Below are 22363 nucleotides of genomic sequence, written 5' to 3'. Positions count from 1 at the left end.
TTGGTTTCGTGCCTCCATGACCATCACTCTTGGCCGGCGAACCAATGTTCGCGGGCTTTCAAGATGAGGGCTTTGGCGTCATCGGCGCTGTGGCCGGTGATCTCGGTGAGTTCATCGACCGCGAGGTCGGCGAGGTCGTCGCGGGTGTTCACACCCGCTTCGGCCAACTTGGGAATCAGCTCGGGGTCCAGGCCTTCGAGGTCGCGCAGATTCTGCGACACCGACGACTGGGTCTCCACGCCCTCTTCCTTGGCGATTTCCATGGTCAGCAGCGCATCCTTGGCACGCGAGCGCAGCTCATTGATGGTGTCTTCGTCGAACGCTTCGATCTCGAGCATTTCGGAGATCGGCACATACGCGACTTCTTCCAGGCTGTTGAAGCCTTCGGAGATCAGGATGTCGGCGATTTCCTCATCGACGTCGAGCTTTTCCATGAAGAGCTTGCGGCTGGCATCCGTTTCGGTCGCCTGCTTCTGGGCCGACTCGTTGGCATCCATGATGTTGATCTTCCAGCCGGTGAGGTCGGAAGCCAGGCGCACGTTCTGGCCGCCGCGGCCGATGGCGATGGCGAGGTTTTCCTCGTCGACCACCACGTCCATGGCGTGCTTTTCTTCGTCCACCACGATCGAGGACACGTTGGCCGGGGCCAGGGCGCCGATCACGAACTGGGCCGGGTCTTCGCTCCACAGCACGATGTCCACGCGCTCGCCGGCGAGTTCGTTCGTGACGGCGTTGACGCGGGTGCCGCGCACGCCGACGCAGGTGCCGATCGGATCGACGCGCTTGTCGTGCGAGAGCACGGCGATCTTGGCGCGCGAACCCGGGTCGCGGGCGCAGCTCTTGATTTCGAGGAGGCCCTGCTCGATCTCGGGCACTTCCTGGCGGAACAGCTCGATCATGAATTCAGGCGCCGAGCGCGACAGGATGATCGGCGCGCCGCGCAGCGTCAGGTCGACTTCCATGATCATGGCCCGCACGCGGTCGCCATTGCGCAGGTTCTCCTTGGCGATCATCTCGCTGCGGCGCAGGCGCCCTTCGACGCGGCCGGCCTCCACGATGATGTCGCCCTTGTCCAGGCGCTTGACGGTGCCCACGAAGATCTTGTCGCCGCGCGACATGAAATCGTTGAGCAGCATCTCGCGCTCGGCGTCGCGGATCTTCTGCAGGATCACCTGCTTGGCGGCCATGGCGCCGATGCGGCCGATCGGCACCGAGTCCACCGCTTCTTCGATGTACTCGCCGACTTCGATGTCCGACATTTCTTCCTTGGCTTCGAACAGGAGGATTTCCTGGTCGGGCAGTTGCAGGCCGGCCTCGTCGGGAACGACGTGCCAGCGGCGGAAGGTCTCGTAGTCGCCGCTGTCGCGATCGACTGCGACGCGGATGTCCACGTCGCCCTGATGGAGCTTCTTGGTGGCTTGCGCCAGTGCGGATTCGACCGCGCCGAAGACGACGTCGCGCTCGACGTTCTTCTCGCGCGAGATCGCATCCACCAACATCAACATTTCGCGATTCATGCCACCACTCCTCTGTTCAGTCCGGAACATTCGTTCCGTCGTCAATATCCGAAAAACCCGGTTGGGTTTTGGCCTTGCGGCCCTTGAAATCCACAATGGGCGCGAGCCGCGCATCGCGCAGCTCGTCCAGCACGAAGCCCAGCGCCCGCAACGGTGCAGGCAGGCGCTTCTTGCTCACTTTTTGACCCGGCTTGGGTTCGGGCGCATCGCTCCAGACGATTTGCCACCCCCGGGCGCCATCGGCGCCCTCGACACGCTCCAGCGTGCCGCGAAACTTCTTGCGCGTGGCCGACACCTGGCCCGCCGCCGCGGCACCCATGGGCGCCTTGAGCGTGAGGTCGATCACATGACCTTCGAAACGCCCGAAATCCTGCTCGTTGCGCAACGGCCTGTCGATACCGGGCGAGGACACCTCGAGCCGCTTGTAATCGACACCATCGACCTCGAGCGCGAACTGCAGTTGCCGCGTCACCTTCTCGCAATCTTCGACCGTCACGAAAGGTTCCGGCACGCCGGCAGCCACAGCTTCGGAAGTGGGGGCCGTCCAGGGCAAATCAATCGTCACGCGCAGCAATCCCCCGGCCGAGCGCTCGATCTCGACCAGGTCGTAGCCGAGACCGGCCACGGTTTGTTCCACTATTTGCTGCAATGCCACGTGTTCGAAAGTGCCTTTTAAATACTCAATTCGCCGAATTCGCGATATCCGCCATTGCGAGTGCAGCAAATGCGGCGAATGATCAAGAATGCATAGACCAAAAAAAACGGGCGGTTGGTACCCGCCCGTTTGGTCGTGAGCCTCGAATTATATGCTATTCGTGTGATAAATGAAGGGGCATTGCGGCTCAGACTGCCATTGAGCGACGAGATTTCGACCAGACCACCGCAAACAACACCGCGCCGAGCGCCAGTGCCGCCGCCGCGACCAGCAATGGCTGCTCGAAAGATCCGGTGCGCTGCGCCAGGGGCGCCGCGAACAGCGGTCCGATGATCTGCCCCACCCCATAGGACGCCGTGGCATAACCGATCAGCCCCGCCGCCGCATTGCCACGCAGCCGGCGCGCCTCCCGCATGGCGAAAAGCGTGATGGCGGTGAACGGCATGCCCAGCAGCAGGCTGCCCAGCGCGAAACCAACGATCGTCGGCCACGCCACGGAGAGCACCACGCCCAGCGCCTGCAATGCGTAGGCGGTCGCCAGCAGCAGCCTGTTGTCCCAGTGGACGGGCGCGCGGGCGCCGATCAACGCGCCCGGAATGATGGCCGCACCGAACAGCGGCCAGAAGAAATCGGGCCAGGACGATCCCGGCAGCGCCTGTCGCGCGATCACTGGAAGGAAGGTGGCCGTGATGATGTAGCCGAAGCCTGCCAGCCCATAGAGCGCGACCAGCCAGATCGCATCGCTGCGATCCGCGCCGGATGCCGTCACGCGGCTTGCGGCCACGGGGGCTTTCGTACTGCCGCCTTGCGCGGCCTCGCCGTCATCGAACACCCGCCAGATCGCCGCGATGAGCACCACGGCCAACAGGCCCAAACCGATCCATCCCACCTCGGAACCCCAGCGCCCCAGCGCCCCGCCGAGCAGCCCGGTCATGGCGATACCGATGCCAGGCCCGGTGTAGATCACCCCGGCCAGCGTCGGCGAATTCGTTTCGGCCAGCCGCCGCAGGCCCCAGCCCGAGGCGAAGACGAAGACCCAGGCGCTCATCACGCCGGCCGCCGCACGCAGGATGCCCCAGCCCGCAAAGCTGTGAAGCAGCCCCATTCCGATCAGCAAAGCCGCGGTCGCGGCCAGCCCGCCGCGGACCATGCTCGACGCCTTGATCCCGATGGCCGCGCAGCTCACCGCCCCGAGGAAATAACCCAGGTAATTGAGCGACGCCAGCACGCCGCCCCCGGCCAATTCCAGCTTTCCTTCGCCCAGCATGATGGGCAGCATGGGCGTGAAGGCAAAGCGCCCGAGGCCCATCGCCACAGCCAGCGTGACCATGCAGGCCAGCGCCGCGCGCCAGGCGCCGCGGCGGTCCTGTCCGTTTACCGACATTTCTTCGTCTCTTTTCGTTCTATTCCAGCAGCGCGGCGGCCACCAGCTTTTGCGTATAGGGATGCGCCGGCGCATCGAGCACGCGCTCGACCGACCCGGTTTCCAGGATGGCTCCGTCCTTCATCACGATGACCTGGTGCGCCATGGCGCGGATCACCTCGACGTCGTGAGTGATCAAGAGGTAGCTCAGCCCGCGCTCCCGCTGCAGGCGCTGCAGCAGGCCCAGCACCTGCTTCTGGATCGTCACGTCGAGCGCGCTGGTCGGCTCGTCGAGCACCAGCAGTTGCGGATCGACGATCAGGGCGCGCGCGATCGCCAGCCGCTGCCGCTGGCCGCCCGAGAATTCGTGCGGATAGCGGTCGAGCAGCGCGGGAAACTGCGCCTCGGTCAGCCCCACGTCCGCCAGCGCGGCGAGCGAACGGGCCCGGCGCGCCTTCGTATCGAGTTCCGGCGCGTGCACGCGCAGCCCCTCCCCCACGATCTGCTCGACCGTCATGCGCGGCGAGAGCGAGGAAAACGGGTCCTGGAACACCACCTGCATCGTGCGGCGAAGGGCCAGGTCCGAGGCCCGATCGACCGCCCAGCCCTTGCCGTCCACCTTCAGCTCGCCCTGGTGCTTCAGGAGCCCGAGCGCCGCGAGCGCCAGCGTCGACTTGCCAGAGCCCGATTCGCCGACCACGCCCAGCGTCTCGCCCGGCACGATGCGGAAATCGGCGCCCTGCACCGCGATGAATTCGCCCTTGCGGAACCAGCCGGCAAAGCCGGGCCTGGCCACGGGATAACTCACGCGCAAAGCCTTGGCCTCGAGCACCGGTGCAGCGTCGGCGCGCGCGGCCACCGCCGCCACGTCGCGCTCCGGGTGGCTGTCGATCAGCTTGCGGGTGTAGGCATGCTGCGGCGCGTCGAACACGGTCGCCACGGCGCCGTGCTCGACGATGTGGCCGTTCTCCATGACGGCCACGCGGTCGGCGAAGCGGCGCACGAGGTTCAGGTCATGGGTGATCAGCAGCACGGCCATGCCGTACTTGCGCTGCAGCTCGGCCAGCAGCTCCAGGATCTGCGCCCGCACCGTCACGTCCAGCGCGGTGGTCGGCTCGTCGGCCAACAGGAGGCGCGGCTTGCAGGCGAGCGCCATCGCGATCATGGCGCGCTGGCGCTGTCCGCCCGAGAGCTGGTGCGGGAACGACCTCGCCCGCCGCGCCGGCTCGGGAATGCCGGTGTCGGCCAGCAACTGGATCGCCGCTGCCTGTGCCGCGCGGGCAGAAAGCCCCTCGTGCAGCTCGAGCACTTCGGAGATCTGGTCGCCCACGCTGTAGAGCGCGTTGAGCGCGGTCATCGGCTCCTGGAAGATCATCGCGATCTCCTTGCCGCGGATGCCGCGCAGCTCGCGCTCAGGAATTGCCAGCAGGTCGCGCGCGCCCTGCGAAGGTTCGGGGCCGAAGAGCCTTGCGACGCCCGCGAGGTCGGCGTTCTGCACCAGGCGCAGCAGCGACAGCGCCGTGACGGTCTTGCCCGAACCCGATTCACCCACCAGCGCGAGCTTTTCGCCCGCGCCGATCTGGAAGTCGACGCCATGCACGACCTCCTTGCCGCTGAAGGAAATCCGCAGGCCCTTCACGTCGAGAAGCGGCTGTTTCGTTGTGGGATTCATGTCGCTCACTTGTCGGCCTTGCGCGGATCGAGCGCATCGCGCAGCGCGTCGCCCATGAAGGTCAGCAGCATCAGCGTGATGACCAGCACGCCGAAGGTGGAGAGCGAGATCCACCAGGCGTCGATGCTCGACTTGCCCTGGTTGAGCAATTCGCCCAGCGACGGGGTGCCCGGCGGCACCCCGAGGCCGAGAAAGTCGAGCGAGGTGAGCGCCAGGATCGCCGCGCTCATGCGGAACGGCAGGAAGGTGACGACGGGCACCATGCTGTTGGGCAGGATGTGGCGCCACATGATCTGCAGGTTGCTCACGCCCAGCGCGCGGGCGGCGCGCACATAGTCCATCTGGCGGTTGCGCAGGAACTCGGCGCGCACGTAGTCGGACAGGGCCATCCAGCCGAACAGGCTCAAGAGGATCAAGAGCAGCGTCACGCTCGGCTTGAAGATGGCGCTGAAGATGATCAAGAGGTAAAGCTCCGGCATCGAGCCCCAGATCTCGATGAAGCGCTGGAACGCCAGGTCGATCCTGCCGGCGAAGTAGCCTTGCACCGCGCCGGCCGCCACGCCCAGCACCGTGCCGATGACCGTGAGCGCGAGCGCGAACAGCACGCTCACGCGAAAGCCGTAGATCAGCTGGGCCAGCAGGTCGCGGCCGCGATCGTCGGTGCCGAGCCAGTTGTCGGCCGAGGGTGCCGCCGGACTCGGCGCCTTGGCGAAATAGTTCAGCGTCTTGGCGCCGTAGGTGTTGGGCGCGAAGACCGCCCAGTTGTCGCCCGCGGTGATCCGCTCGCGAATGAAGGGATCGAGGTAGTCGGCCGGCGTTTCGAAATCGCCGCCGAACGTCTTCTCGGAGTAGTCGCGCAGCACGGGGAAATAGGTTTGCCCCTGGTAGCGCACGACGAGCGGCTTGTCGGTGGACAGCACCTCGGCAAAGAGGCTCAGCACCACCATCAGCGTGAAGAGCACCAGGCTCCAGAAACCGAGCCGGTTGCGCTTGAAGCGCATCCAGGCGCGGCGGCCGGGCGAGATATGCGGGGCCGTCTCAGTCGAATTTGACACGCGGGTCCACCCAGACGTAGCAGAGATCGGAGATCAGCTTGGTCACCAGGCCGATCAGCGTAAAGATGTAGAGGGTGCCCAGCACCACGGGATAGTCGCGCCGGATCACGCTTTCGTAGCCCAGCAGGCCCAGTCCGTCGAGCGAGAACAGCGTCTCGATGAGCAGCGACCCGGCAAAGAAGGAGCCGATGAAAGCCGCCGGCAGCCCGGTGATGATCGGAATGAGCGCATTGCGGAATACGTGCTTCCAGAGCACCTGCCGCTCGCCCAGCCCCTTGGCGCGCGCGGTCAGCACGTACTGCTTGCGAATCTCCTCGAGGAACGAGTTCTTGGTCAGCATGGCCGTCACCGCGAAGCTGCCGAGCACCATGGCCGTGACCGGCAAGGTGATGTGCCAGAGGTAGTCGACGATGCGGGCACCCCAGCTGAGCTCATCCCAATTCGAGGAGGTCAGCCCGCGCAGCGGGAACCACTGCAGCTGCCCCCCGAAAATCACCAGCAGCGCCACGCCCAGCACGAAACCTGGAATGGCATAGCCGATCAGCACGATCAGCGTGGTGACGAGGTCGAAGCGTGAACCGGCGCGCACCGCCTTGGCCACGCCCAGCGGCACGGCCACGCCGTAGCTGATGAAGAAGGTCCAGAGGCCCAGGCTGATCGACACGGGCAGCTTCTCCAGGATGAGCGTCCACACGTCCTTGTTCTGGAAGAAGCTCTTGCCCAGGTCGAGACGCGCGAACTGCCCGAGCATCTGCCAGAGGCGTTCGTGCGGCGGCTTGTCGAAGCCGTACAGCGCCTTGATCTGCTCCAGGCGCTTGGGGTCCACCCCCTGGTTGCCCCGATAGGAACCGCCGCCGGACTCGAAGCCGCCGCCCCCGCCGCCGACGCCCGCGGTCTTGGCTTCGGCCAGGTACTGCTCCACCGGCCCGCCCGGCACGAACTGGACCACCGCGAAAGTGACCAGCAGCACGCCCAGCAGCGTGGGAATGAACAGCAGCAGCCGCTTGAGGACATAGGAGAGCATCGACGGGTTCCTTCTCTTCTATGGCTTGAGCGGCTTGGCCCACCAGGTGCCCATGATCCAGCCCTCGGCGGCGGCATACGGCGGCATCGGCGCCTTGAACGCCAGGCGCCAGTCGTCGTATACGACGCGATGCGAGCTCAGCGTCCACTGGGGAATCAGGTAGTGGCTGTGCATGATGACCCGGTCCAGCGCCCGGCAGGCCGGCAGCAGCTCGGCCTTGGTGTCGGCATCGACGACGTCCTTGAGCAAGGCATCGACCGCCGGCGTGGACACGCCCATGTAATTGCCCGAGCTCTCCGTCTTGGCGGCCTTGCTGCCGAAGATCTCGAGCAGTTGCTGGCCCGGGTTGTTGGTGCCGGGGAAGTTGATGGTGGTGATGTCGAATTCGAACCGATCGAGCCGCTCTTGGTAGAGCGCGAAATCGACGGACGAGAAATTGAGCGCAATGCCCAGCTTCTCCAGGTTGCGCACCCACGGCGACACCGTGCGCACGCCGCCTTCCCTGCTGTCCAGGTACTCCAGCGCCATGGCCTCGCCCTTGGCGTTGCGCAGCGCGCCGTCGCGGTACTCCCAGCCGGCTTCCTTGAGCAGCTCGCGCGCACGGCGCAGGTTGCTGCGCAGCGACTGGCCCGCGCCTTCGGTCGTGGGCGGCACGTACATCGGGCCGAAGCTGGCATCGGGAATCTTGCCGCGCCAGCGTTCGAGCAAGGCCTTTTCCTCTGCCGAAGGCAGGCCTTGCGCTTCGCAGTCGGTGTTGCCGAACAGGTCCTTCACGCGCGGATAGCCGCCGTAGAACATCTGGCGGTTCATCCACTCGTAGTCCAGCGCCAGCCCGAGCGCCTCGCGCACGCGCGGGTCCTTGAGCTTGTCGCGGCGGCTGTTGAGCACGTAGCTCTGGAAGCCCGCGGGCTTCCTGTGCTGGAACTCGTGCTTGATGAGCTCGCCGGTGTCAAAGCGCTTGCCGGTCACCCGCCGCGCCCAGTCGCCGGCCGAGTAAAAGCTCATCATGTCGAACTCGCCGGCCTTCAGCGCCTCCAGGCGGGCCGTGTTGTCCTTGTAGATCTTGACGGTGATGCGGTCGAAGTTGTAGCTGCCGCGGTTCACCGCAAGGTCGCGGCCCCAGTAGCCGGGGTCGCGCACGTAGGTGATGTCCTTGCCGAAGCGCACCGGCCCGATCTTGTAGGCGCCGCTGCCGATGGGGATGTCCATCACCACCTGGTCGAAGGGCTTGGCCTTGCCGTTCTCCACGCCCCACGCCCGGCTGAAGACCGGCAAGGCGCCGACGATCAGCGGCAACTCGCGGTTCGGCGTCTTGAAGCGAAAGCGGATGGTGCGCGCGTCGAGCACGTCAGCACCGTCGACCTCCTGAAGCAGCGTCTTGTAGCCCGGCGCCGCGAAGGGGCCGATCAGCGTGTCGTAGCTGTGCTTCACATCGGCCGCCTCGACCGGCTTGCCGTTGTGAAACTTCGCCTCGGGCCGCAGGCGGAAGGTCACGCTGCGCCGGTCGGGCGCGACCGCCACGTCTTCTGCCAGCAGGCCGTAGCCCGAGGCGGTTTCGTCCATCGAGCCGGTCAGCAGGGTCTCGAAGATCAGGCCGTCCAGGTAGGCCGGCGCGGTGCCCTTGATGGTGAACGGGTTGTACTTGTCGAAGGTGGAAACGCGCAGGTTGCTCACCAGGCGCAACTCGCCGCCCTTGGGCGCATCGGGGTTGACGTAGTCGAAGGCGGTGAAGCCGGGGGCGTACTTCAGGTCGTCCCAGAGTGCATATCCATGCGCCGCCCAAACAGGAGCCGCCCATACCAACAACCACCAGACCCGGAGAAACCGCATGCGAGAATTCTGCCCAAGATTTTCACGAGGCAACTTCATGGGCTTTCTTTCCGGCAAAAAACTGTTGATCACCGGTGTGTTGAGCAATCGCTCGATCGCTTACGGCATCGCCAAGGCGTGCCACGAACAAGGCGCGGAGCTCGCCTTCAGTTATGTCGGCGAACGATTCAAGGACCGTATCACCGAATATGCCGCAGACTTCGGCTCGAAACTGATTTTTGATTGCGACGTGAGCGACGACGCCCAGATCGACAAGCTCTTCGCCGACCTCGCCCAGACCTGGCCGAAGTTCGACGGCTTCGTCCACAGCATCGGCTTTGCGCAGCGCGAATCCATCTCGGGCGACTTCCTGGAAGGCCTCTCGCGCGAAGGCTTCAAGATCGCGCACGACATCAGCGCCTACAGCTTCCCGGCCATGGCCAAGGCGGCCCTGCCCTACCTCAACGACAAGTCGGCCCTGCTGACCCTGACCTACCTGGGCGCCGAGCGGGCACTCCCCAACTACAACACCATGGGCCTGGCCAAGGCCTCGCTCGAAGCCTCGGTGCGCTACACCGCCTCGTCGCTGGGCCCGAAGGGCATGCGCGTGAACGGCATCAGCGCCGGTCCGATCAAGACGCTGGCCGCGAGCGGCATCAAGGGCTTCGGCAAGATGCTGGCCGCCGTGGCCGACGCCTCGCCGATCCGCCGCAACGTGACGATCGAGGAAGTGGGCAACGTCGCCGCCTTCCTGCTGAGCGACCTGGCCAGCGGCGTGACGGCCGAGATCACCTACGTGGACGGCGGCTTCAGCAACGTCGTCGGGGGCATGGCGGAGTAAACCTGCCTTCTTCCCGAAGGCTTGCAGCGATCATCGAACGGTCGCTGCTCGCTACTTACTTCATGGCATCGTGCTGAATCGACGTTCCCTCCTGCTTGCCGCCCTGGGCGTGGCCCTGGCCTCCCCGGCGCTCGCGCGCAATGCCGCACCTTCGCTGATGCTGGCCGACATCTATCGTCCGGGCATGTCGCTGGCCGACTACTGGGTCAGCGAAAAATACGACGGCGTGCGCGGCTACTGGGACGGCAAGCAACTCTGGACACGCGGCGGCGAGCCCGTGGCGGCGCCCGCCTGGTTCATCGCGTCGCTGCCCAGGCAGCCGCTGGACGGTGAGTTATGGGCCGGCCGCGGCCGCTTTGCGCACGCGGTGTCCACCGTGCGCAGCCAGACGCCGAACGACGTCGCCTGGCGCGAGATGCGCTTCATGGTCTTCGACATGCCGGCCCAGCCCGGCGACTTCACCACGCGCCTGGCGGCACTGCGCAAGCTGCTGCCGATCACCGATGCGCCGTGGGTCACCCTCGTGCCGCAGGAGCGCGCCACCACGCAGGCCGAACTGCAGGCCCTGCTCGACAAGACGGTGAAGATGGGCGGCGAAGGCCTGGTGCTGCACCGCGGCGGCTCGCTCTACCGCGGCGAGCGCAACCACGACCTGCTCAAGTTCAAGCCCTACGACGATGCCGAAGCCCGCGTGGTCGGCCACGCGACCGGCAAGGGCCGCAACAGCACACGGCTGGGCGCATTGATCGTCGAGACGCCCGAGGGCAAGCGCTTTCGGATCGGCAGCGGCCTGACCGATGCCGAGCGCGAGAACCCGCCCGCCATCGGCACCTGGGTCACCTACCGCTTCAACGGCACCAACGCCAGCGGCCTGCCCCGGTTCGCGCGCTTCATGCGGGTGCGCGAAGACGCCCCGCACTCCTGAACAAGATCAGCCGGCCCTGCGAACGCAGTCGGCGTAGTAGCGCTTCTTGCCCGTTTCGTCGACGCGCGCCACGAGGCCGTGGATATCGGTCTCGAAGCCCGGGCACTGCAGGTTGAATTCGCGCGAGAACTTCAGGTAGTCGACGATCTTCTTGTTGAACACTTCGCCCGGAATCAGGAGCGGAATGCCCGGCGGGTACGGCGTGATCAGGCTGGTGGTGATGCGGCCCTCGAGTTCGTCGATCTCCACGCGCTCGGTCTTGCGGTGCGCGATGTGGGCGAAGGCGTCGCTGGGCTTCATGGCCGGCGTGAGGTCACTCAGGTACATCTCGGTCGTGAGGCGCGCCACGTCGAAGCGCGCATACAGCTTGTGGATGTGCTGGCACAGGTCGCGCAAACCGAGCTTCTCGTAGCCCGGGTGATGCTGGCAGAACTCGGGAAGGATCCGCCACATCGGCTGGTTGCGCGCGTAGTCGTCCTTGAACTGCTGCAGCGCCGTGAGCAGCGTGTTCCAGCGGCCCTTGGTGATGCCGATGGTGAACATGATGAAGAAGCTGTACAGGCCCGTCTTCTCCACGATCACGCCGTGCTCGGCGAGGAACTTGGTCACCACGCTCGCGGGGATGCCGGTCTCGGCGAAGTTGCCCTCCAGGTCCAGGCCTGGCGTCACGATGGTCGACTTGATCGGGTCGAGCATGTTGAAGCCGTCGGCCAGGTCGCCGAAGCCGTGCCAGTTGCGCGGCGACTTCTTGTTCTTGGGCTTTCCGTCCTTCTCGCCCTTCATGATCCAGTCCTCGGCGCGGCCGATGCCTTCGTCCACGAGCTTCTCGGGGCCCCAGACCTTGAACCACCACTCGTCCTTGCCGAACTCTTCCTCGACCTTGCGCATGGCGCGGCGGAAGTCCAGTGCCTCGAGGATGCTTTCTTCCACCAGCGCGGTGCCGCCGGGCGGCTCCATCATGGCGGCGGCCACGTCGCAGCTCGCGATGATCGCGTACTGCGGGCTGGTGGACGAGTGCATCAGGTAGGCCTCGTTGAAGAGGTCGCGGTCGAGCGCGCGATTCTGCGAGTCCTGCACCAGCACGTGGCTGGCCTGGCTGATGCCGGCCAGCAGCTTGTGGGTGGACTGGGTGGCGAACACCAGCGAATCCTTCGGCCGCACGCGGCGCTTGCCCATCGCGTGGTAGGCGCCGTAGAACGGGTGGAAGGCCGCATGCGGAAGCCACGCCTCGTCGAAGTGCAGCGTGTCGACGTAGCCGTCGAGCATGTTCTTGATGGTCTCGGTGTTGTAGATCACGCCGTCGTAGGTCGACTGGGTGAGCGTCATCACGCGCGGCTTGACCTTCTCGTGGTCCACGTCGGCCAGCAGCGGGTTGGCCTTGATCTTGGCCTTGATGGCGCTCTGCTCGAACTCGCTCTTGGGAATCGGGCCGATGATGCCGAAGTGGTTGCGCGTGGGCTTCATGAACACCGGAATCGCGCCAGTCATGATGATCGCGTGCAGGATCGACTTGTGGCAGTTGCGGTCGACCACCACCACGTCGTCGGGCGCCACCGTGTGGTGCCACACCATCTTGTTGCTGGTGCTGGTGCCGTTGGTCACGAAGAAGCAATGGTCGGCATTGAAGATGCGCGCAGCGTTGCGCTCGCTGGCCGCCACCGGGCCGGTGTGGTCGAGCAACTGGCCCAGTTCTTCGACCGCGTTGCAGACGTCGGCGCGCAGCATGTTCTCGCCGAAGAACTGGTGGAACATCCGGCCCACCGGGCTCTTGAGGAACGCCACGCCGCCCGAGTGGCCCGGGCAGTGCCAGGAGTACGAACCATCTTCCGCATAGTCGATCAGCGCCCTGAAGAACGGCGGCTGCACGCCTTCCAGATAGCTCTTGGCCTCGCGGATGATGTGGCGCGCCACGAACTCCGGCGTGTCCTCGAACATGTGGATGAAGCCATGCAGCTCGCGCAGGATGTCGTTCGGAATATGGCGCGCGGTCTTGGTCTCGCCGTAGATGTAGATGGGCACGTCCGCGTTCTTGCGCCGCACCTCGCCGATGAAGGTGCGCAGGTTCAGCACGGCCGGATCGAGGTCGGGGCCGACGGTGAACTCCTCGTCGTCGATCGACAGGATGAACGCGCTGGCGCGGCTTTGCTGCTGCGCGAACTGGCTCAGGTCGCCGTAGCTCGTGACGCCCAGCACCTCGAAGCCCTCGCTCTCGAAGGCCTGCGCGAGCGCGCGAATGCCGAGGCCCGAGGTGTTTTCGGAGCGGAAGTCCTCGTCGATGATGACGATGGGGAAGCGGAATTTCATGAGCGGGGCTCCGGACAGGCAATGAGGCGCGAAGTGTACGGAATTCAGATGAAGGATTTGGTCAGCCTCGCGCAAGACATTCGAGCGATGGCGGCATGAAGCACTCCCCTCGCACCAGTACCCCTACGCGTGGCAAGCGCTTGGCGTCTTATGCCTCAGAATGGCGCGCATCGAACAAGCAAGAAAGAGGAGTTGTCATGGCGAATTCCACCGTCTGGTGGCTGATCGCGGGAGCTGCCATCGTGGCCGAGTTGCTCTCGGGCACGGTGTACCTGCTTCTGCTGGCGGCCGGCTTCGCGGCTGCGGCCATCGCAGCGCACCTGGGCTTGGGCCCCATCACGCAATTGATCGTGGCCGCCGTGGTCGGCGTGGGTGCCGTGCTGGTCTGGTATTCGATCCAGCGCAAGCGCCCACGGGCAGCGGGCGCCGGCACCAACCGCGACGTGAACCTGGACATCGGCGAGAGCGTGCATGTCGATGCATGGAATCCCGACGGCACCGCCACTGTGCGCTATCGCGGCGCCCAATGGACCGTCGTGCAGCGCGCGGGGCACGCGCCTTCGACGGGCGAACACCGCGTGGTCGAGGTGATCGGCAGCCGCCTCGTCGTCGACAAGATCTAGTCAGCAGAGAACAGAACTCAGAAAAGGAAGAGCACCATGGAATTCTCGGTCCCCCTCATCATCCTGGTCATTGCGATCATCTTCATCAGCCAGTCGGTCAAGTTCGTGCCGCAGCAGAACGCCTGGGTGCGCGAGCGCCTGGGCAAGTACCACGGCACCATGACGCCCGGGCCCAACTTCCTGATCCCGTTCATCGACCGGGTGGCCTACAAGCACAGCCTGAAGGAAATCCCGCTCGACGTTCCGAGCCAGATCTGCATCACGCGCGACAACACGCAGCTGCAGGTTGACGGCATCCTGTACTTCCAGGTGACCGACCCGATGCGCGCGAGCTACGGCTCGTCGAACTACATCGTGGCGGTGACGCAGCTCGCACAAACATCGCTGCGCAGCGTGATCGGCAAGCTCGAGCTGGACAAGACCTTCGAGGAACGCGATGTCATCAACGCCCAGGTCGTGGCCGCGATCGACGAGGCCGCGCTCAACTGGGGCGTGAAGGTGCTGCGCTACGAAATCAAGGACCTGACGCCGCCCAAGGAAATCCTCTTGGCCATGCAGGCGCAGATCACCGCCGAGCGCGGCAAGCGCGCGCTGATCGCAGCCTCGGAAGGCCGCCGCCAGGAGCAGATCAACATCGCCACCGGCGAGCGCGAGGCCTTCATCGCCCGCTCCGAGGGTGAGAAGCAGGCCCAGATCAACAACGCCCAGGGCGAGGCCGCCGCCATCACCGCGGTGGCCACTGCGACGGCAGACGCCATCGAGCGCGTGGCCGCCGCCATCCAGCAACCTGGCGGCGAACAGGCCGTGCAGCTGAAGGTGGCCGAACGCGCGGTCGATGCCTACGGCAAGGTCGCGGCCGATTCCAAGACCACCCTGATCGTGCCGAGCAACATGAGCGAGACCGCGGCGCTCATCGCCTCGGCGATGCGCATGGTTCAGGCCGGCAAGCCGTCGAATCCGAGCTGAGCGACTGCTATAATCATGGGCTCAGGAGCGGTGGATGAGCGGTTTAAGTCGCACGCCTGGAAAGCGTGTGAGGGTTAATAGCCCTCCGCGGGTTCGAATCCCGCCTGCTCCGCCAGAGATTGATTGTTCGTAACCGTTCGCGAACATGCAGAGACAGCAAGAAGAAGCCCAAGTCGCCACAAGCACTTGGGCTTTTTTTCGTCCGGGCTGTTCTATGTGTTCTATGACACGTTGCTTTGCAACAACTGGGGGCAAGATCGCGGACGAATTCGTCTGGCGGTACGATTCAAAGGTTTTACTTTCAAGCCCGCAAGAACCGCAAAAGGAGCCTCGATGGCTGGACAGACCCAAACCGCACCGCGTGGCAAGACCTCCCTGGACAAGACGCTTCAAAAGAGCGAAGAAGTCGCTGCCGATGTGCAACGGGCATCGGACAACCTCGCCGTGGTGAGCACGGTGCTCGAGCAGGAGCTGCCCGACGAGATCCAGGTCGGTGAAGTGGCGCAGGCCATCGAGCACACGAGCCAGCTCGAAGAAAAGCTGGCCAAGTCGGCGGAAAAACTGGCCGAGGTGAACGCGGCGCTGAGCGAAGAAATCGAGAAGCGCATCGAGGTGACGGCCGAGCGCGACGAGAGCCAGGCGCTGGCCGAAAAGCTCAAGGCAAAGATCCGCGCCAACGGCTCGGACTGAACGGGCCCCGGAACAACGGTCCTTCGGTCCGTCTCCCTTCTCCTACGCTGCGACCGCGCCGGGCACGCTACGCTATTGGTTCTCAAAGCGAAACCAAGGCATGTCCCTCATCACGTTCCTCGTCGAGGACAACAAGACCATCAGAGACAACCTGGTCCCGGCCCTGGAAGATCTGGTCAACGGCCATGTGGTCGGCTTTGCCGAAACGGAGTCGGATGCACTGGCCTGGCTGGCAGCCCACCCCGCCGACTGGCAACTCCTGATCGTCGACCTGTTCCTCAAGGAAGGCTCCGGCCTGGGTGTGCTGGCCGGCTGCAAGGCTCGCTCGGCGGGCCAGCGCGTGGTGGTGCTGAGCAACTACGTGACCGTGGACATCCGGGCCCGCTGCGAAGCGCTGGGGGCCGACGCCGTGTTCGACAAATCACGCGACCTCGATGCCTTCATCGAGTACTGCAACACCGACCGCCCCTCGGGCCTCGCCGCACTCTAGCGCCGCTTGCACGGCGCATGAAAAAAGGGCCCGAAGGCCCTTTTCTCTTTAGCGGACAAGCCGCGCAGTTGCCAATGCGTTCAGCGCACCACGGCGATCTGCGTACGCACACCACCCTTGTAGGTGAACAAGGTCAGCGCGCCGTTCTTGATGTCGCCCTTTTCGTCGAAGGCGATCGGGCCGGTCACGCCCTTGTATTGCAGCTTGCTGATTTCAGGCAGGTACTTTTCCGGCTCCGACGAACCGGCCTTGACCATGGCTTCGGCCAGCACGTTGACCGCGTCATAGACGTACGGTGCGTAGATCTGCACTTCGACGCCGTTCTTGGTCTTGAAGCGGGCCTTGAAGTCTTCCAGCGGCTGCTTGAAGTCGCCATCGACACCGCCGGCTTCGGCGCACACCACCATGTCTTCGCCGATGGCATCGCCAGCCAGCTTGGGCAGTTCGCCGGTGCACAGGCCGTCGCCGCCCATGAACTTGACGTTCAGGCCGAGTTGCTTGACTTGCTTGAGCATCGGGCCGCCCACGGCATCCATGCCGCCGAAGAACAGGACGTCGGGCTTGGCAGCCTTCAGCTTGGTCAGGATGGCGTTGAAGTCGGTCGACTTGTCGGTGGTGAACTCGTGGCCCACGATGGTGCCGCCGGCAGCCTTGGCAGCCTTCTCGAATTCTTCGGCAACGCCTTGGCCGTAGGCCGTGCGGTCGTCGATCACGGCAATGTTCTTGCCCTTGAGCGTGTCGACGGCGTACTTGCCGAGCGTGCCGCCCAGTTGCGTGTCGTCAGCCACCACGCGGAACGTGGTCTTGAAGCCCTGGCGCGTGTACTTGGGGTTGGTTGCCGAAGGCGAGACCTGCGGAATGCCGGCGTCGCTGTAGAGCTTGGAAGCGGGAATGGTGGTGCCCGAATTCAGGTGACCGACCACGCCGTTGACCTTTTCGTCGACCAGCTTCTGGGCAACGGCCGTGCCTTGCTTCGGATCGCCGGCGTCGTCTTCAGGCACCAGCACGAACTTGGCAACCTTGTCGCCGATCTTGAGGCCCTTTGCATTCAGGTCTTCGATGGCCATCTTGGCGCCGAACTCGTTGTCCTTGCCGAGGTGGGCAATGGGACCGCTGGTCGGGCCGACGTGACCGATCTTGACGACCAGTGCATCGGCAGGAGGTGCTGCAGGTGCGGGAGCAGCCGCGGTGGGCGCCGGCGTTGCAGCGGGTGCGGCAGCTTCTTCTTTCTTGCCGCAAGCCACCAGCGTGAGTGCAGCCAGTGCGACCGCAGTCCATTTCAATTGCATGGGAAACCTCCAGAACTTGGATGAAAACAATAAAAAACCGGTCGTGTGATCCGGGCGCGCAGACCTCGCAAGTTTCGCGCCGCAGACCAGCGGCACCCTCACGCCATTCCGACCTGCGGCGCAGTTTAGCCGAGGATTTATGCGCCGGAAGCTGGCGTAGACCCTGTGTTTTCAGAGAGTTCGGCGGCCATCGATTCGATCACCAGCGCACGCAGAACGGCCTCGATTTCACCGCGCAGGCGCGGCACCATGTCGTCCAGTTGCTGCTGGACTGCGGCGGACACCGCATCGCTCAACCGCTCTTCCAGTGAGAGGTCGACGCGCTGCAGCACGCGATGCAAAAGCTGCTCCTCGAGGCTGACGATTTCCGCCTGCGTGAGCTGCGCCGCGGGCGGCAACGCGACCGCGCTGGCCGCATCGGGCTGTGGTGCTGGCGCCTCGCCCGGCTCGGCATCCGCGGGCTCCGCCGGGATATCGAGCACCGTGGTCAGCGTGGGAACGAACCGGGGCGGCGTGCGCAGCGTGCTGGCCATCAGGAAGCGCTCCTTGCGAAGTCGTGCGGCTGAATGGTGTAGCCGCGGTCGGCGTAGTGGCGCCAGCGCGAGCGGCCGATCTGCCGGTCGTTGGCCTCGTCGCTCACGATGTCGATCAGGCGCTCGAAGCGCTCGAAACCGGCGGGCACTTCGAGGCCCAGGTTCACCAGCATCTCGCGGTGCGGCAGCGATGCCGCGTCGGCACCTTCCGACGAAAGGATCACCGGCGAGCGGGCCACCACATGGGCCTGCGCATCGCCGCGGCAATGCGCGACGAAGTCGACGGGCGACAGCTGCCAGAGCGCGGCATCCACCGCGTCGAGCGCCTGCGCATCGCCGACCACCACCACCCGCAGGCCGCGTGCATTCACGGCCTTGCGAACGAGCCGGCAAGCGTAGTTCAGCTTGTCGGGCGCGTTGAAGTGAAAGCCGATTTCCGTCACTTGGAGGACCGGGCCTTCCGGGTCGGCGCCTTGAGCTCGGCCTTGGCCTTGGGTGAAGCGGGAGCGGCCTTGTCGGCCGCGCGGGTCGTCAGGTAGGACACCAGGAGCCCCACGGGCCGGCCCGTCGAGCCCTTGGCCGCCCCGCTCTTCCAGGCGGTGCCCGCGATGTCCAGGTGCGCCCACGCGAAGTCGCCGGCAAAGCGCTGCAGGAACTTGGCCGCGACGACCGCGCCCCCGGCGCGCCCCCCGATGTTGGCCACGTCGGCGAAGTTGCTCTTGAGGCCTTCGGCGTACTCGTCGTCCAGAGGCAGGCGCCAGCAGCGGTCCTGCGATTGCTCGCCGGCCGCCTGCAGCGCCGCAGCCAGCGTCTCGTCGCTCGCGAACAGGCCGCTGCGCACGCCGCCGAGCGCGATCACGCAGGCGCCCGTGAGCGTCGCGATGTCGATCACCGCGGCCGGATCGAAGCGCTTGGCATAGGTCAGCGCATCGCACAGGATGAGCCGGCCTTCGGCGTCGGTGTTGAGCACCTCGATGGTCTGCCCGCTCATGCTGGTGACCACGTCGCCCGGCTTGACGGCCTTGCCGTCGTTCATGTTCTCGCACGAGGGGATGAGACCGACCACGTTGATCGCCGGCCGGATCTCGCCGAGCGCGCGGAAGGTGCCCAGCACGCTCGCGGCGCCGCACATGTCGAACTTCATCTCGTCCATCTCGGCCGCGGGCTTGAGCGAAACGCCGCCGGTGTCGAAGGTGATGCCCTTGCCGACCAGCACCACCGGCGCCTGGTCCTTGGGCGCGCCCTGGTAGCGCAGCACGATGAATCGCAGCGGCTCGGCCGAGCCCTGCGCCACCGCGGCGAAAGAGCCCATGCCCAGTTTCTCGACTTCCTTGGGCCCGAGCACCTCGCACTTGACTCCGGGGAGCTTGGCCAGTTCCTTGGCGGCTTCGGCCAGCAGCGTGGGGGTGGCGTAGTTGGCGGGGCGGTTGCCCCACTCCTTGGCCAGTTCGATGCCCAGCACGGTGGCGCGGGCCTCGTCGAAAGCCTTGCTGGCGCCCGCCGCATCGGCCACGCCGACGGTCAGGTGGCGGATGCTGCGCGCCTCGGCCTTCGACTTGGTGGTGGTGTAGACATAGCTGGCATCGGCCGCGGCCGTGACCGCGCAGGCCACGGCTGCGCCGTCGGCCGGCTGGGCGAAGACGATGACGGCCCGCTTGGGCCGGTGGGCCTTGGCCGCATTGATTGCCGCGATCACCCCGCTGCGCACCGACGCGGGCTTGCCGTCGCCGATGGCCGCGAGCACCACGCGGGAGGCCACGACCTCGTCGGGGCGGTAGAGTGCGAGGAGCTTGCCGGCCTTGTCGGGCAGGTCGCCGGCCTTGCGGGCAGTGGCGGCCAGCACGGAAAGCGCATCTTTGGAGGTGATGGGAGCGCTGCCGACGAGCACGATGAGGACATCGGATTTTTCGGCTGCGGCCTGGGCGACGGTGAGGGGCTTGAGTTGAAAGTCCATAATCCTTTTTTTCCTCGAACGATGTTATTCCATTCTTCCCTACGCAAGGAGCTGTCCCGCAGCTTCGGAGCGACCCTCGTGGTTCTGGTCACCATCGTGATGACCATGATGCTCATCCGTACCCTGGGGCTCGCGTCCAAGGGCAGTGTGAACCCGCAAGAGGTGTTCCTCGTGATGGCCTACACGGTGCTCGGCTACATGCCGACCATCCTGAGCCTGAGCCTTTTCATCGCCATCGTGGGCACCCTCTCGCGCATGTACCGCGACAGCGAGATGGTCATCTGGTTCTCCAGCGGGCGCGGGCTGGCCGACTTCGTGGAGCCGCTGTTCCGCTTCGCCTGGCCGGTGCTGATCCTGATCGCCGTCATGGCGCTGGTGGGCTGGCCCTGGGCCAACTCGCAGACCGCGGGCATGCGCCAGCAATACGAGCAGCGCAGCGACATCGAGCGCGTCACGCCGGGCGAGTTCCGTGAATCGTCGGGCCGCATGCGCGTCTTCTTCATCGACAAGGACACGCCGGACGGCGCCACTGCCACCAACGTCTTCATCTGGGCGATCGAGCGCGGCCTGCAGATCACCACCTCGGCGCGCAGCGGCCGCATCGAGGACGTGGGCCCCAACCGCTTCCTCATGCTCAGCAACGGCCAGCGCCTGGAGCGCCCGCTGCTGCCGACCTCGGGCCTGAAGATCAGCGAGTTCAAGACCTACGGCACGCGCGCAGGCGGCAGCTCCGACGCCACGGCCAACCCCCCCCCGCCTCGGTCGCGCACCACCCTCTCGCTCCTGCGCGACCGCAGCAACGCGAGCCTGGGCGAGCTGGGCTGGCGCATCGGCATGCTGCTGGCGGCCATCAACTTCGTGCTGCTGGCGCTGACCGTCTCGAGCGTCAATCCGCGCGTGGGCCGCAGCGGCAACCTGCTGTTCGCGCTGTTCGCCTTCGTCATCTACTACAACCTGTTGAACCTGGGGCAGAGCTGGATCAGCTCGGGCCGCTACGGCATGGGCAGCTTCATGCTCCTGCTGCATGGCGGCGTGTTCCTCATCGGCGCAGCGTGGCTGTTCCTGCGCAACAACAACTGGGGCCAGCGCCGAAAGCCGGCGCGCGTGATCGCCGGCGGCCTGCCGTCCGTGCAACCCCACAAGATCGACCCGACCTCGTGAAAACCATCCGACGCCTGATCTATGTCGAGGCACTGAAGGCGGTGGCCTTCGTGACGCTCGGCTTCCTGAGCCTGTTCTTCTTCTTCGACTTCGTCGACGAGCTGCAGTCCGTCGGCAAGCCCGAAAGCCTCGCCTACGGACCGATGCAGGCGCTGATCTACGTGGCGCTGCTGATCCCCAGCCATCTTTATGAACTGCTCCCGATCACCGTGCTGATCGGCTGCATCTTCGTGATGGCGCGCCTCGCGCAGAGCTCCGAATACACCATCCTGCGCACGAGCGGCCTGGGCCCGTGGCGCGCGCTGCGCACGCTGCTGCTGCTGGGCGTGGGCTTTGTCATCCTGACCTTCGCCGTGGGCGACTACATCGCACCGATGTCCGAGCGCACCGGCCAGCTCCTGAAGTCGCGCTACCAGGGCACCTACTCGCTGGTGGGCAACACCGGCGCCTGGCTCAAGGAGAAGCGCGACAACGTGTCCTACGCCGTCAACGTGCTGTCGATCTCGCGCGACGGTTCGCTCAAGAACGCGCGCATCTTCGAATTCGACGCCAACGGCTACGTGAGCAAGCAGCTGGTCGCCAAGTCCGCGCGCATCCTGGACGGGCACTGGGCACTGGCGGACATCGAGAAGCAGGACTACGACACGCGCAGCGCCGCCGACAAGGCCCGCATCGTCACCACCGAAATCCCGCAGATGGACTGGCCCACCTCGCTGACCGCCGAAATGGTCTCGGTGGCCCTGCTGCGGCCAGACCGCATGAGCACGATCGACCTGTTCGACTACATCCGCCACCTGGATGCCAACGGCCAGACCGCGCAGCGCTACGAGATCGAGTTCTGGCGCAAGGTGTTCTATCCGCTGTCGTGCCTGGTGATGGTGGTGCTCGCCCTGCCCTTTGCCTACCTGCACTTCCGCCAGGCCGGCATCACGACCTACGTGTTCGGCGGCGTGATGATCGGCATCAGCTTCTTCCTGCTGAACAACGTGTTCGGCTACCTAGGCAACCTGAGCAACTGGTCGCCATGGCTCACGGCAGCGGCGCCGGGAATGATCTATTCGGTGATGTCGTTGACGGCCTTCAGCTGGCTGGTGCTTCGAAGATGACCGACGGCGTGCGGATGCGCAGCGTGCGAGGCACCGTGCTGCTGGCGCACGGTTCGCGCGACGAGCGCTGGCGCGAGCCCATCGAGGCGGTGGCCGCGCGGGTCCTGCAGGACGACCCCACGGCGCGCGTCGTGTGCGCGTACATGGAACTGGCCACGCCGGACCTCCATTCGGCCGCAGCCGGCCTGATCGCCGACGGCGCCACCGCCCTCCGCGTCGTTCCCCTGTTCCTCGGCATGGGCAAACACGCCCGCGAGGACCTCCCGCTGCAACTCGAAACCCTTCGCAAGACCTGGCCCGACATCGATTTCTCGCTCGCCCGCATCGTCGGCGAAGAGCCCGAACTGCTCGAATTGCTGGCCAGAATTGCGGTCAAATCCTGAGAC

The 22363-nt window shown here is 65.5% G+C and carries 21 protein-coding genes and 1 tRNA gene; 10 read left to right on the top strand and 12 right to left on the bottom strand.

Going from position 1 to position 22363, the window contains the following annotated elements:
• Window positions 1–23: 23 nt before the first annotated feature.
• The 7 genes from nusA to BM133_RS06290 all read right to left on the bottom strand — a co-directional run bounded on the left by nusA (window position 24) and on the right by BM133_RS06290 (window position 9116).
• Window positions 24–1517 carry a transcription termination factor NusA gene (nusA, locus tag BM133_RS06320; RefSeq protein ID WP_042576810.1) on the bottom strand — a complete coding sequence of 498 codons (1494 nt, stop codon included), beginning with the start codon at window positions 1515–1517 and terminating at the stop codon, window positions 24–26.
• Between the two features lie 16 nt (window positions 1518–1533).
• Window positions 1534–2172 (bottom strand): ribosome maturation factor RimP, encoded by a 639-nt coding sequence (gene rimP, locus BM133_RS06315; RefSeq protein WP_093432393.1) that lies wholly within the window; start codon window positions 2170–2172, stop codon window positions 1534–1536.
• A gap of 187 nt (window positions 2173–2359) precedes the next feature.
• Window positions 2360–3556, bottom strand: coding sequence for a YbfB/YjiJ family MFS transporter (locus tag BM133_RS06310; protein ID WP_093432392.1), 1197 nt, complete (start codon window positions 3554–3556; stop codon window positions 2360–2362).
• Window positions 3557–3575: 19 nt separating this feature from the next.
• Complete coding sequence (locus BM133_RS06305; protein WP_093432390.1) at window positions 3576–5207, bottom strand: ABC transporter ATP-binding protein; 1632 nt, start codon at window positions 5205–5207, stop codon at window positions 3576–3578.
• A gap of 5 nt (window positions 5208–5212) precedes the next feature.
• On the bottom strand, window positions 5213–6262 hold the full coding sequence (locus tag BM133_RS06300) for an ABC transporter permease (protein ID WP_177224733.1): 1050 nt from the start codon (window positions 6260–6262) through the stop codon (window positions 5213–5215).
• Entirely contained in the window at window positions 6246–7286 is a 1041-nt protein-coding gene (locus BM133_RS06295) for a microcin C ABC transporter permease YejB (protein ID WP_093432387.1), read from the bottom strand. The genes BM133_RS06300 and BM133_RS06295 overlap by 17 nt, the downstream gene beginning before the upstream one ends.
• Window positions 7287–7304: 18 nt before the next feature.
• Window positions 7305–9116, bottom strand: coding sequence for an extracellular solute-binding protein (locus BM133_RS06290; protein ID WP_093432386.1), 1812 nt, complete (start codon window positions 9114–9116; stop codon window positions 7305–7307).
• A gap of 37 nt (window positions 9117–9153) precedes the next feature.
• On the opposite strand from BM133_RS06290, the gene fabI reads away from it, so the two are divergent.
• Window positions 9154–9936 (top strand): enoyl-ACP reductase FabI, encoded by a 783-nt coding sequence (gene fabI, locus BM133_RS06285; RefSeq protein WP_093432384.1) that lies wholly within the window; start codon window positions 9154–9156, stop codon window positions 9934–9936.
• 70 nt (window positions 9937–10006) lie between these two features.
• Window positions 10007–10861, top strand: coding sequence for a DNA ligase (locus BM133_RS06280; protein WP_093432383.1), 855 nt, complete (start codon window positions 10007–10009; stop codon window positions 10859–10861).
• A 6-nt stretch (window positions 10862–10867) separates the two neighbouring features.
• Here the strand turns inward: BM133_RS06280 and BM133_RS06275 are convergent, their stop codons facing one another.
• Window positions 10868–13165 carry an arginine/lysine/ornithine decarboxylase gene (locus tag BM133_RS06275; protein ID WP_093432381.1) on the bottom strand — a complete coding sequence of 766 codons (2298 nt, stop codon included), beginning with the start codon at window positions 13163–13165 and terminating at the stop codon, window positions 10868–10870.
• A gap of 197 nt (window positions 13166–13362) precedes the next feature.
• Here BM133_RS06275 and BM133_RS06270 point away from each other — a divergent pair, with 197 nt between their 5' ends.
• The 5 genes from BM133_RS06270 (at window position 13363) to BM133_RS06250 (ending at window position 15934) form a co-directional block, all read left to right on the top strand.
• Window positions 13363–13788: an NfeD family protein gene (locus BM133_RS06270; protein ID WP_093432380.1), complete on the top strand. Its 426-nt coding sequence runs from the start codon at window positions 13363–13365 to the stop codon at window positions 13786–13788.
• Between the two features lie 36 nt (window positions 13789–13824).
• On the top strand, window positions 13825–14754 hold the full coding sequence (locus BM133_RS06265) for an SPFH domain-containing protein (RefSeq protein WP_042579791.1): 930 nt from the start codon (window positions 13825–13827) through the stop codon (window positions 14752–14754).
• A 24-nt stretch (window positions 14755–14778) separates the two neighbouring features.
• Window positions 14779–14869 (top strand) — tRNA-Ser (locus tag BM133_RS06260).
• A gap of 218 nt (window positions 14870–15087) precedes the next feature.
• Window positions 15088–15444 (top strand): hypothetical protein, encoded by a 357-nt coding sequence (locus BM133_RS06255; protein WP_093432378.1) that lies wholly within the window; start codon window positions 15088–15090, stop codon window positions 15442–15444.
• 100 nt (window positions 15445–15544) lie between these two features.
• Window positions 15545–15934, top strand: a complete 390-nt coding sequence (locus BM133_RS06250) for a response regulator (protein WP_093432377.1) — start codon at window positions 15545–15547, stop codon at window positions 15932–15934.
• Window positions 15935–16014: 80 nt separating this feature from the next.
• Here the strand turns inward: BM133_RS06250 and BM133_RS06245 are convergent, their stop codons facing one another.
• The 4 genes from BM133_RS06245 to BM133_RS06230 form a co-directional block, all read right to left on the bottom strand.
• Entirely contained in the window at window positions 16015–17223 is a 1209-nt protein-coding gene (locus BM133_RS06245) for a branched-chain amino acid ABC transporter substrate-binding protein (protein WP_093432375.1), read from the bottom strand.
• A 137-nt stretch (window positions 17224–17360) separates the two neighbouring features.
• Window positions 17361–17756, bottom strand: coding sequence for a hypothetical protein (locus tag BM133_RS06240; protein WP_093432374.1), 396 nt, complete (start codon window positions 17754–17756; stop codon window positions 17361–17363).
• Window positions 17756–18199 (bottom strand): DNA polymerase III subunit chi, encoded by a 444-nt coding sequence (locus tag BM133_RS06235; RefSeq protein ID WP_093432372.1) that lies wholly within the window; start codon window positions 18197–18199, stop codon window positions 17756–17758. The genes BM133_RS06240 and BM133_RS06235 overlap by 1 nt, the downstream gene beginning before the upstream one ends.
• Window positions 18196–19710, bottom strand: coding sequence for a leucyl aminopeptidase (locus BM133_RS06230; RefSeq protein ID WP_093432370.1), 1515 nt, complete (start codon window positions 19708–19710; stop codon window positions 18196–18198). Before BM133_RS06230 ends, BM133_RS06235 begins: the two co-directional genes overlap by 4 nt.
• Window positions 19711–19731: 21 nt before the next feature.
• On the opposite strand from BM133_RS06230, the gene lptF reads away from it, so the two are divergent.
• From lptF to BM133_RS06215, 3 genes are read left to right on the top strand one after another with little or no spacing between them, the layout of a single operon-like run.
• Window positions 19732–20871, top strand: a complete 1140-nt coding sequence (gene lptF, locus BM133_RS06225; protein ID WP_093432369.1) for an LPS export ABC transporter permease LptF — start codon at window positions 19732–19734, stop codon at window positions 20869–20871.
• On the top strand, window positions 20868–21977 hold the full coding sequence (gene lptG / locus BM133_RS06220; RefSeq protein ID WP_093432367.1) for an LPS export ABC transporter permease LptG: 1110 nt from the start codon (window positions 20868–20870) through the stop codon (window positions 21975–21977). Before lptF ends, lptG begins: the two co-directional genes overlap by 4 nt.
• Complete coding sequence (locus BM133_RS06215; RefSeq protein ID WP_256219067.1) at window positions 21974–22360, top strand: CbiX/SirB N-terminal domain-containing protein; 387 nt, start codon at window positions 21974–21976, stop codon at window positions 22358–22360. Before lptG ends, BM133_RS06215 begins: the two co-directional genes overlap by 4 nt.
• Window positions 22361–22363 lie beyond the last annotated feature (3 nt).

This window comes from Variovorax sp. 770b2 (assembly GCF_900115685.1).
In the GTDB taxonomy this organism is placed as follows: Bacteria; Pseudomonadota; Gammaproteobacteria; order Burkholderiales; family Burkholderiaceae_C; genus Variovorax.
This window is presented reverse-complemented; position numbering and strand designations above follow the sequence as displayed.

What these genes read in the sequence shown, in the direction of transcription:
- BM133_RS06275 (WP_093432381.1), bottom strand. Translation starts at nt 13,165, where the DNA reads ATGAAATTCCGCTTCCCCATCGTCATCATCGACGAGGACTTCCGCTCC.
- BM133_RS06250 (WP_093432377.1), top strand. Translation starts at nt 15,545, where the DNA reads ATGTCCCTCATCACGTTCCTCGTCGAGGACAACAAGACCATCAGAGAC.
- BM133_RS06310 (WP_093432392.1), bottom strand. Translation starts at nt 3,556, where the DNA reads ATGTCGGTAAACGGACAGGACCGCCGCGGCGCCTGGCGCGCGGCGCTG.
- BM133_RS06245 (WP_093432375.1), bottom strand. Translation starts at nt 17,223, where the DNA reads ATGCAATTGAAATGGACTGCGGTCGCACTGGCTGCACTCACGCTGGTG.
- nusA (WP_042576810.1), bottom strand. Translation starts at nt 1,517, where the DNA reads ATGAATCGCGAAATGTTGATGTTGGTGGATGCGATCTCGCGCGAGAAG.
- BM133_RS06230 (WP_093432370.1), bottom strand. Translation starts at nt 19,710, where the DNA reads ATGGACTTTCAACTCAAGCCCCTCACCGTCGCCCAGGCCGCAGCCGAA.
- fabI (WP_093432384.1), top strand. Translation starts at nt 9,154, where the DNA reads ATGGGCTTTCTTTCCGGCAAAAAACTGTTGATCACCGGTGTGTTGAGC.
- BM133_RS06215 (WP_256219067.1), top strand. Translation starts at nt 21,974, where the DNA reads ATGACCGACGGCGTGCGGATGCGCAGCGTGCGAGGCACCGTGCTGCTG.
- BM133_RS06290 (WP_093432386.1), bottom strand. Translation starts at nt 9,116, where the DNA reads ATGCGGTTTCTCCGGGTCTGGTGGTTGTTGGTATGGGCGGCTCCTGTT.
- BM133_RS06305 (WP_093432390.1), bottom strand. Translation starts at nt 5,207, where the DNA reads ATGAATCCCACAACGAAACAGCCGCTTCTCGACGTGAAGGGCCTGCGG.
- BM133_RS06240 (WP_093432374.1), bottom strand. Translation starts at nt 17,756, where the DNA reads ATGGCCAGCACGCTGCGCACGCCGCCCCGGTTCGTTCCCACGCTGACC.
- BM133_RS06255 (WP_093432378.1), top strand. Translation starts at nt 15,088, where the DNA reads ATGGCTGGACAGACCCAAACCGCACCGCGTGGCAAGACCTCCCTGGAC.
- BM133_RS06270 (WP_093432380.1), top strand. Translation starts at nt 13,363, where the DNA reads ATGGCGAATTCCACCGTCTGGTGGCTGATCGCGGGAGCTGCCATCGTG.
- BM133_RS06265 (WP_042579791.1), top strand. Translation starts at nt 13,825, where the DNA reads ATGGAATTCTCGGTCCCCCTCATCATCCTGGTCATTGCGATCATCTTC.
- lptF (WP_093432369.1), top strand. Translation starts at nt 19,732, where the DNA reads ATGTTATTCCATTCTTCCCTACGCAAGGAGCTGTCCCGCAGCTTCGGA.
- BM133_RS06295 (WP_093432387.1), bottom strand. Translation starts at nt 7,286, where the DNA reads ATGCTCTCCTATGTCCTCAAGCGGCTGCTGCTGTTCATTCCCACGCTG.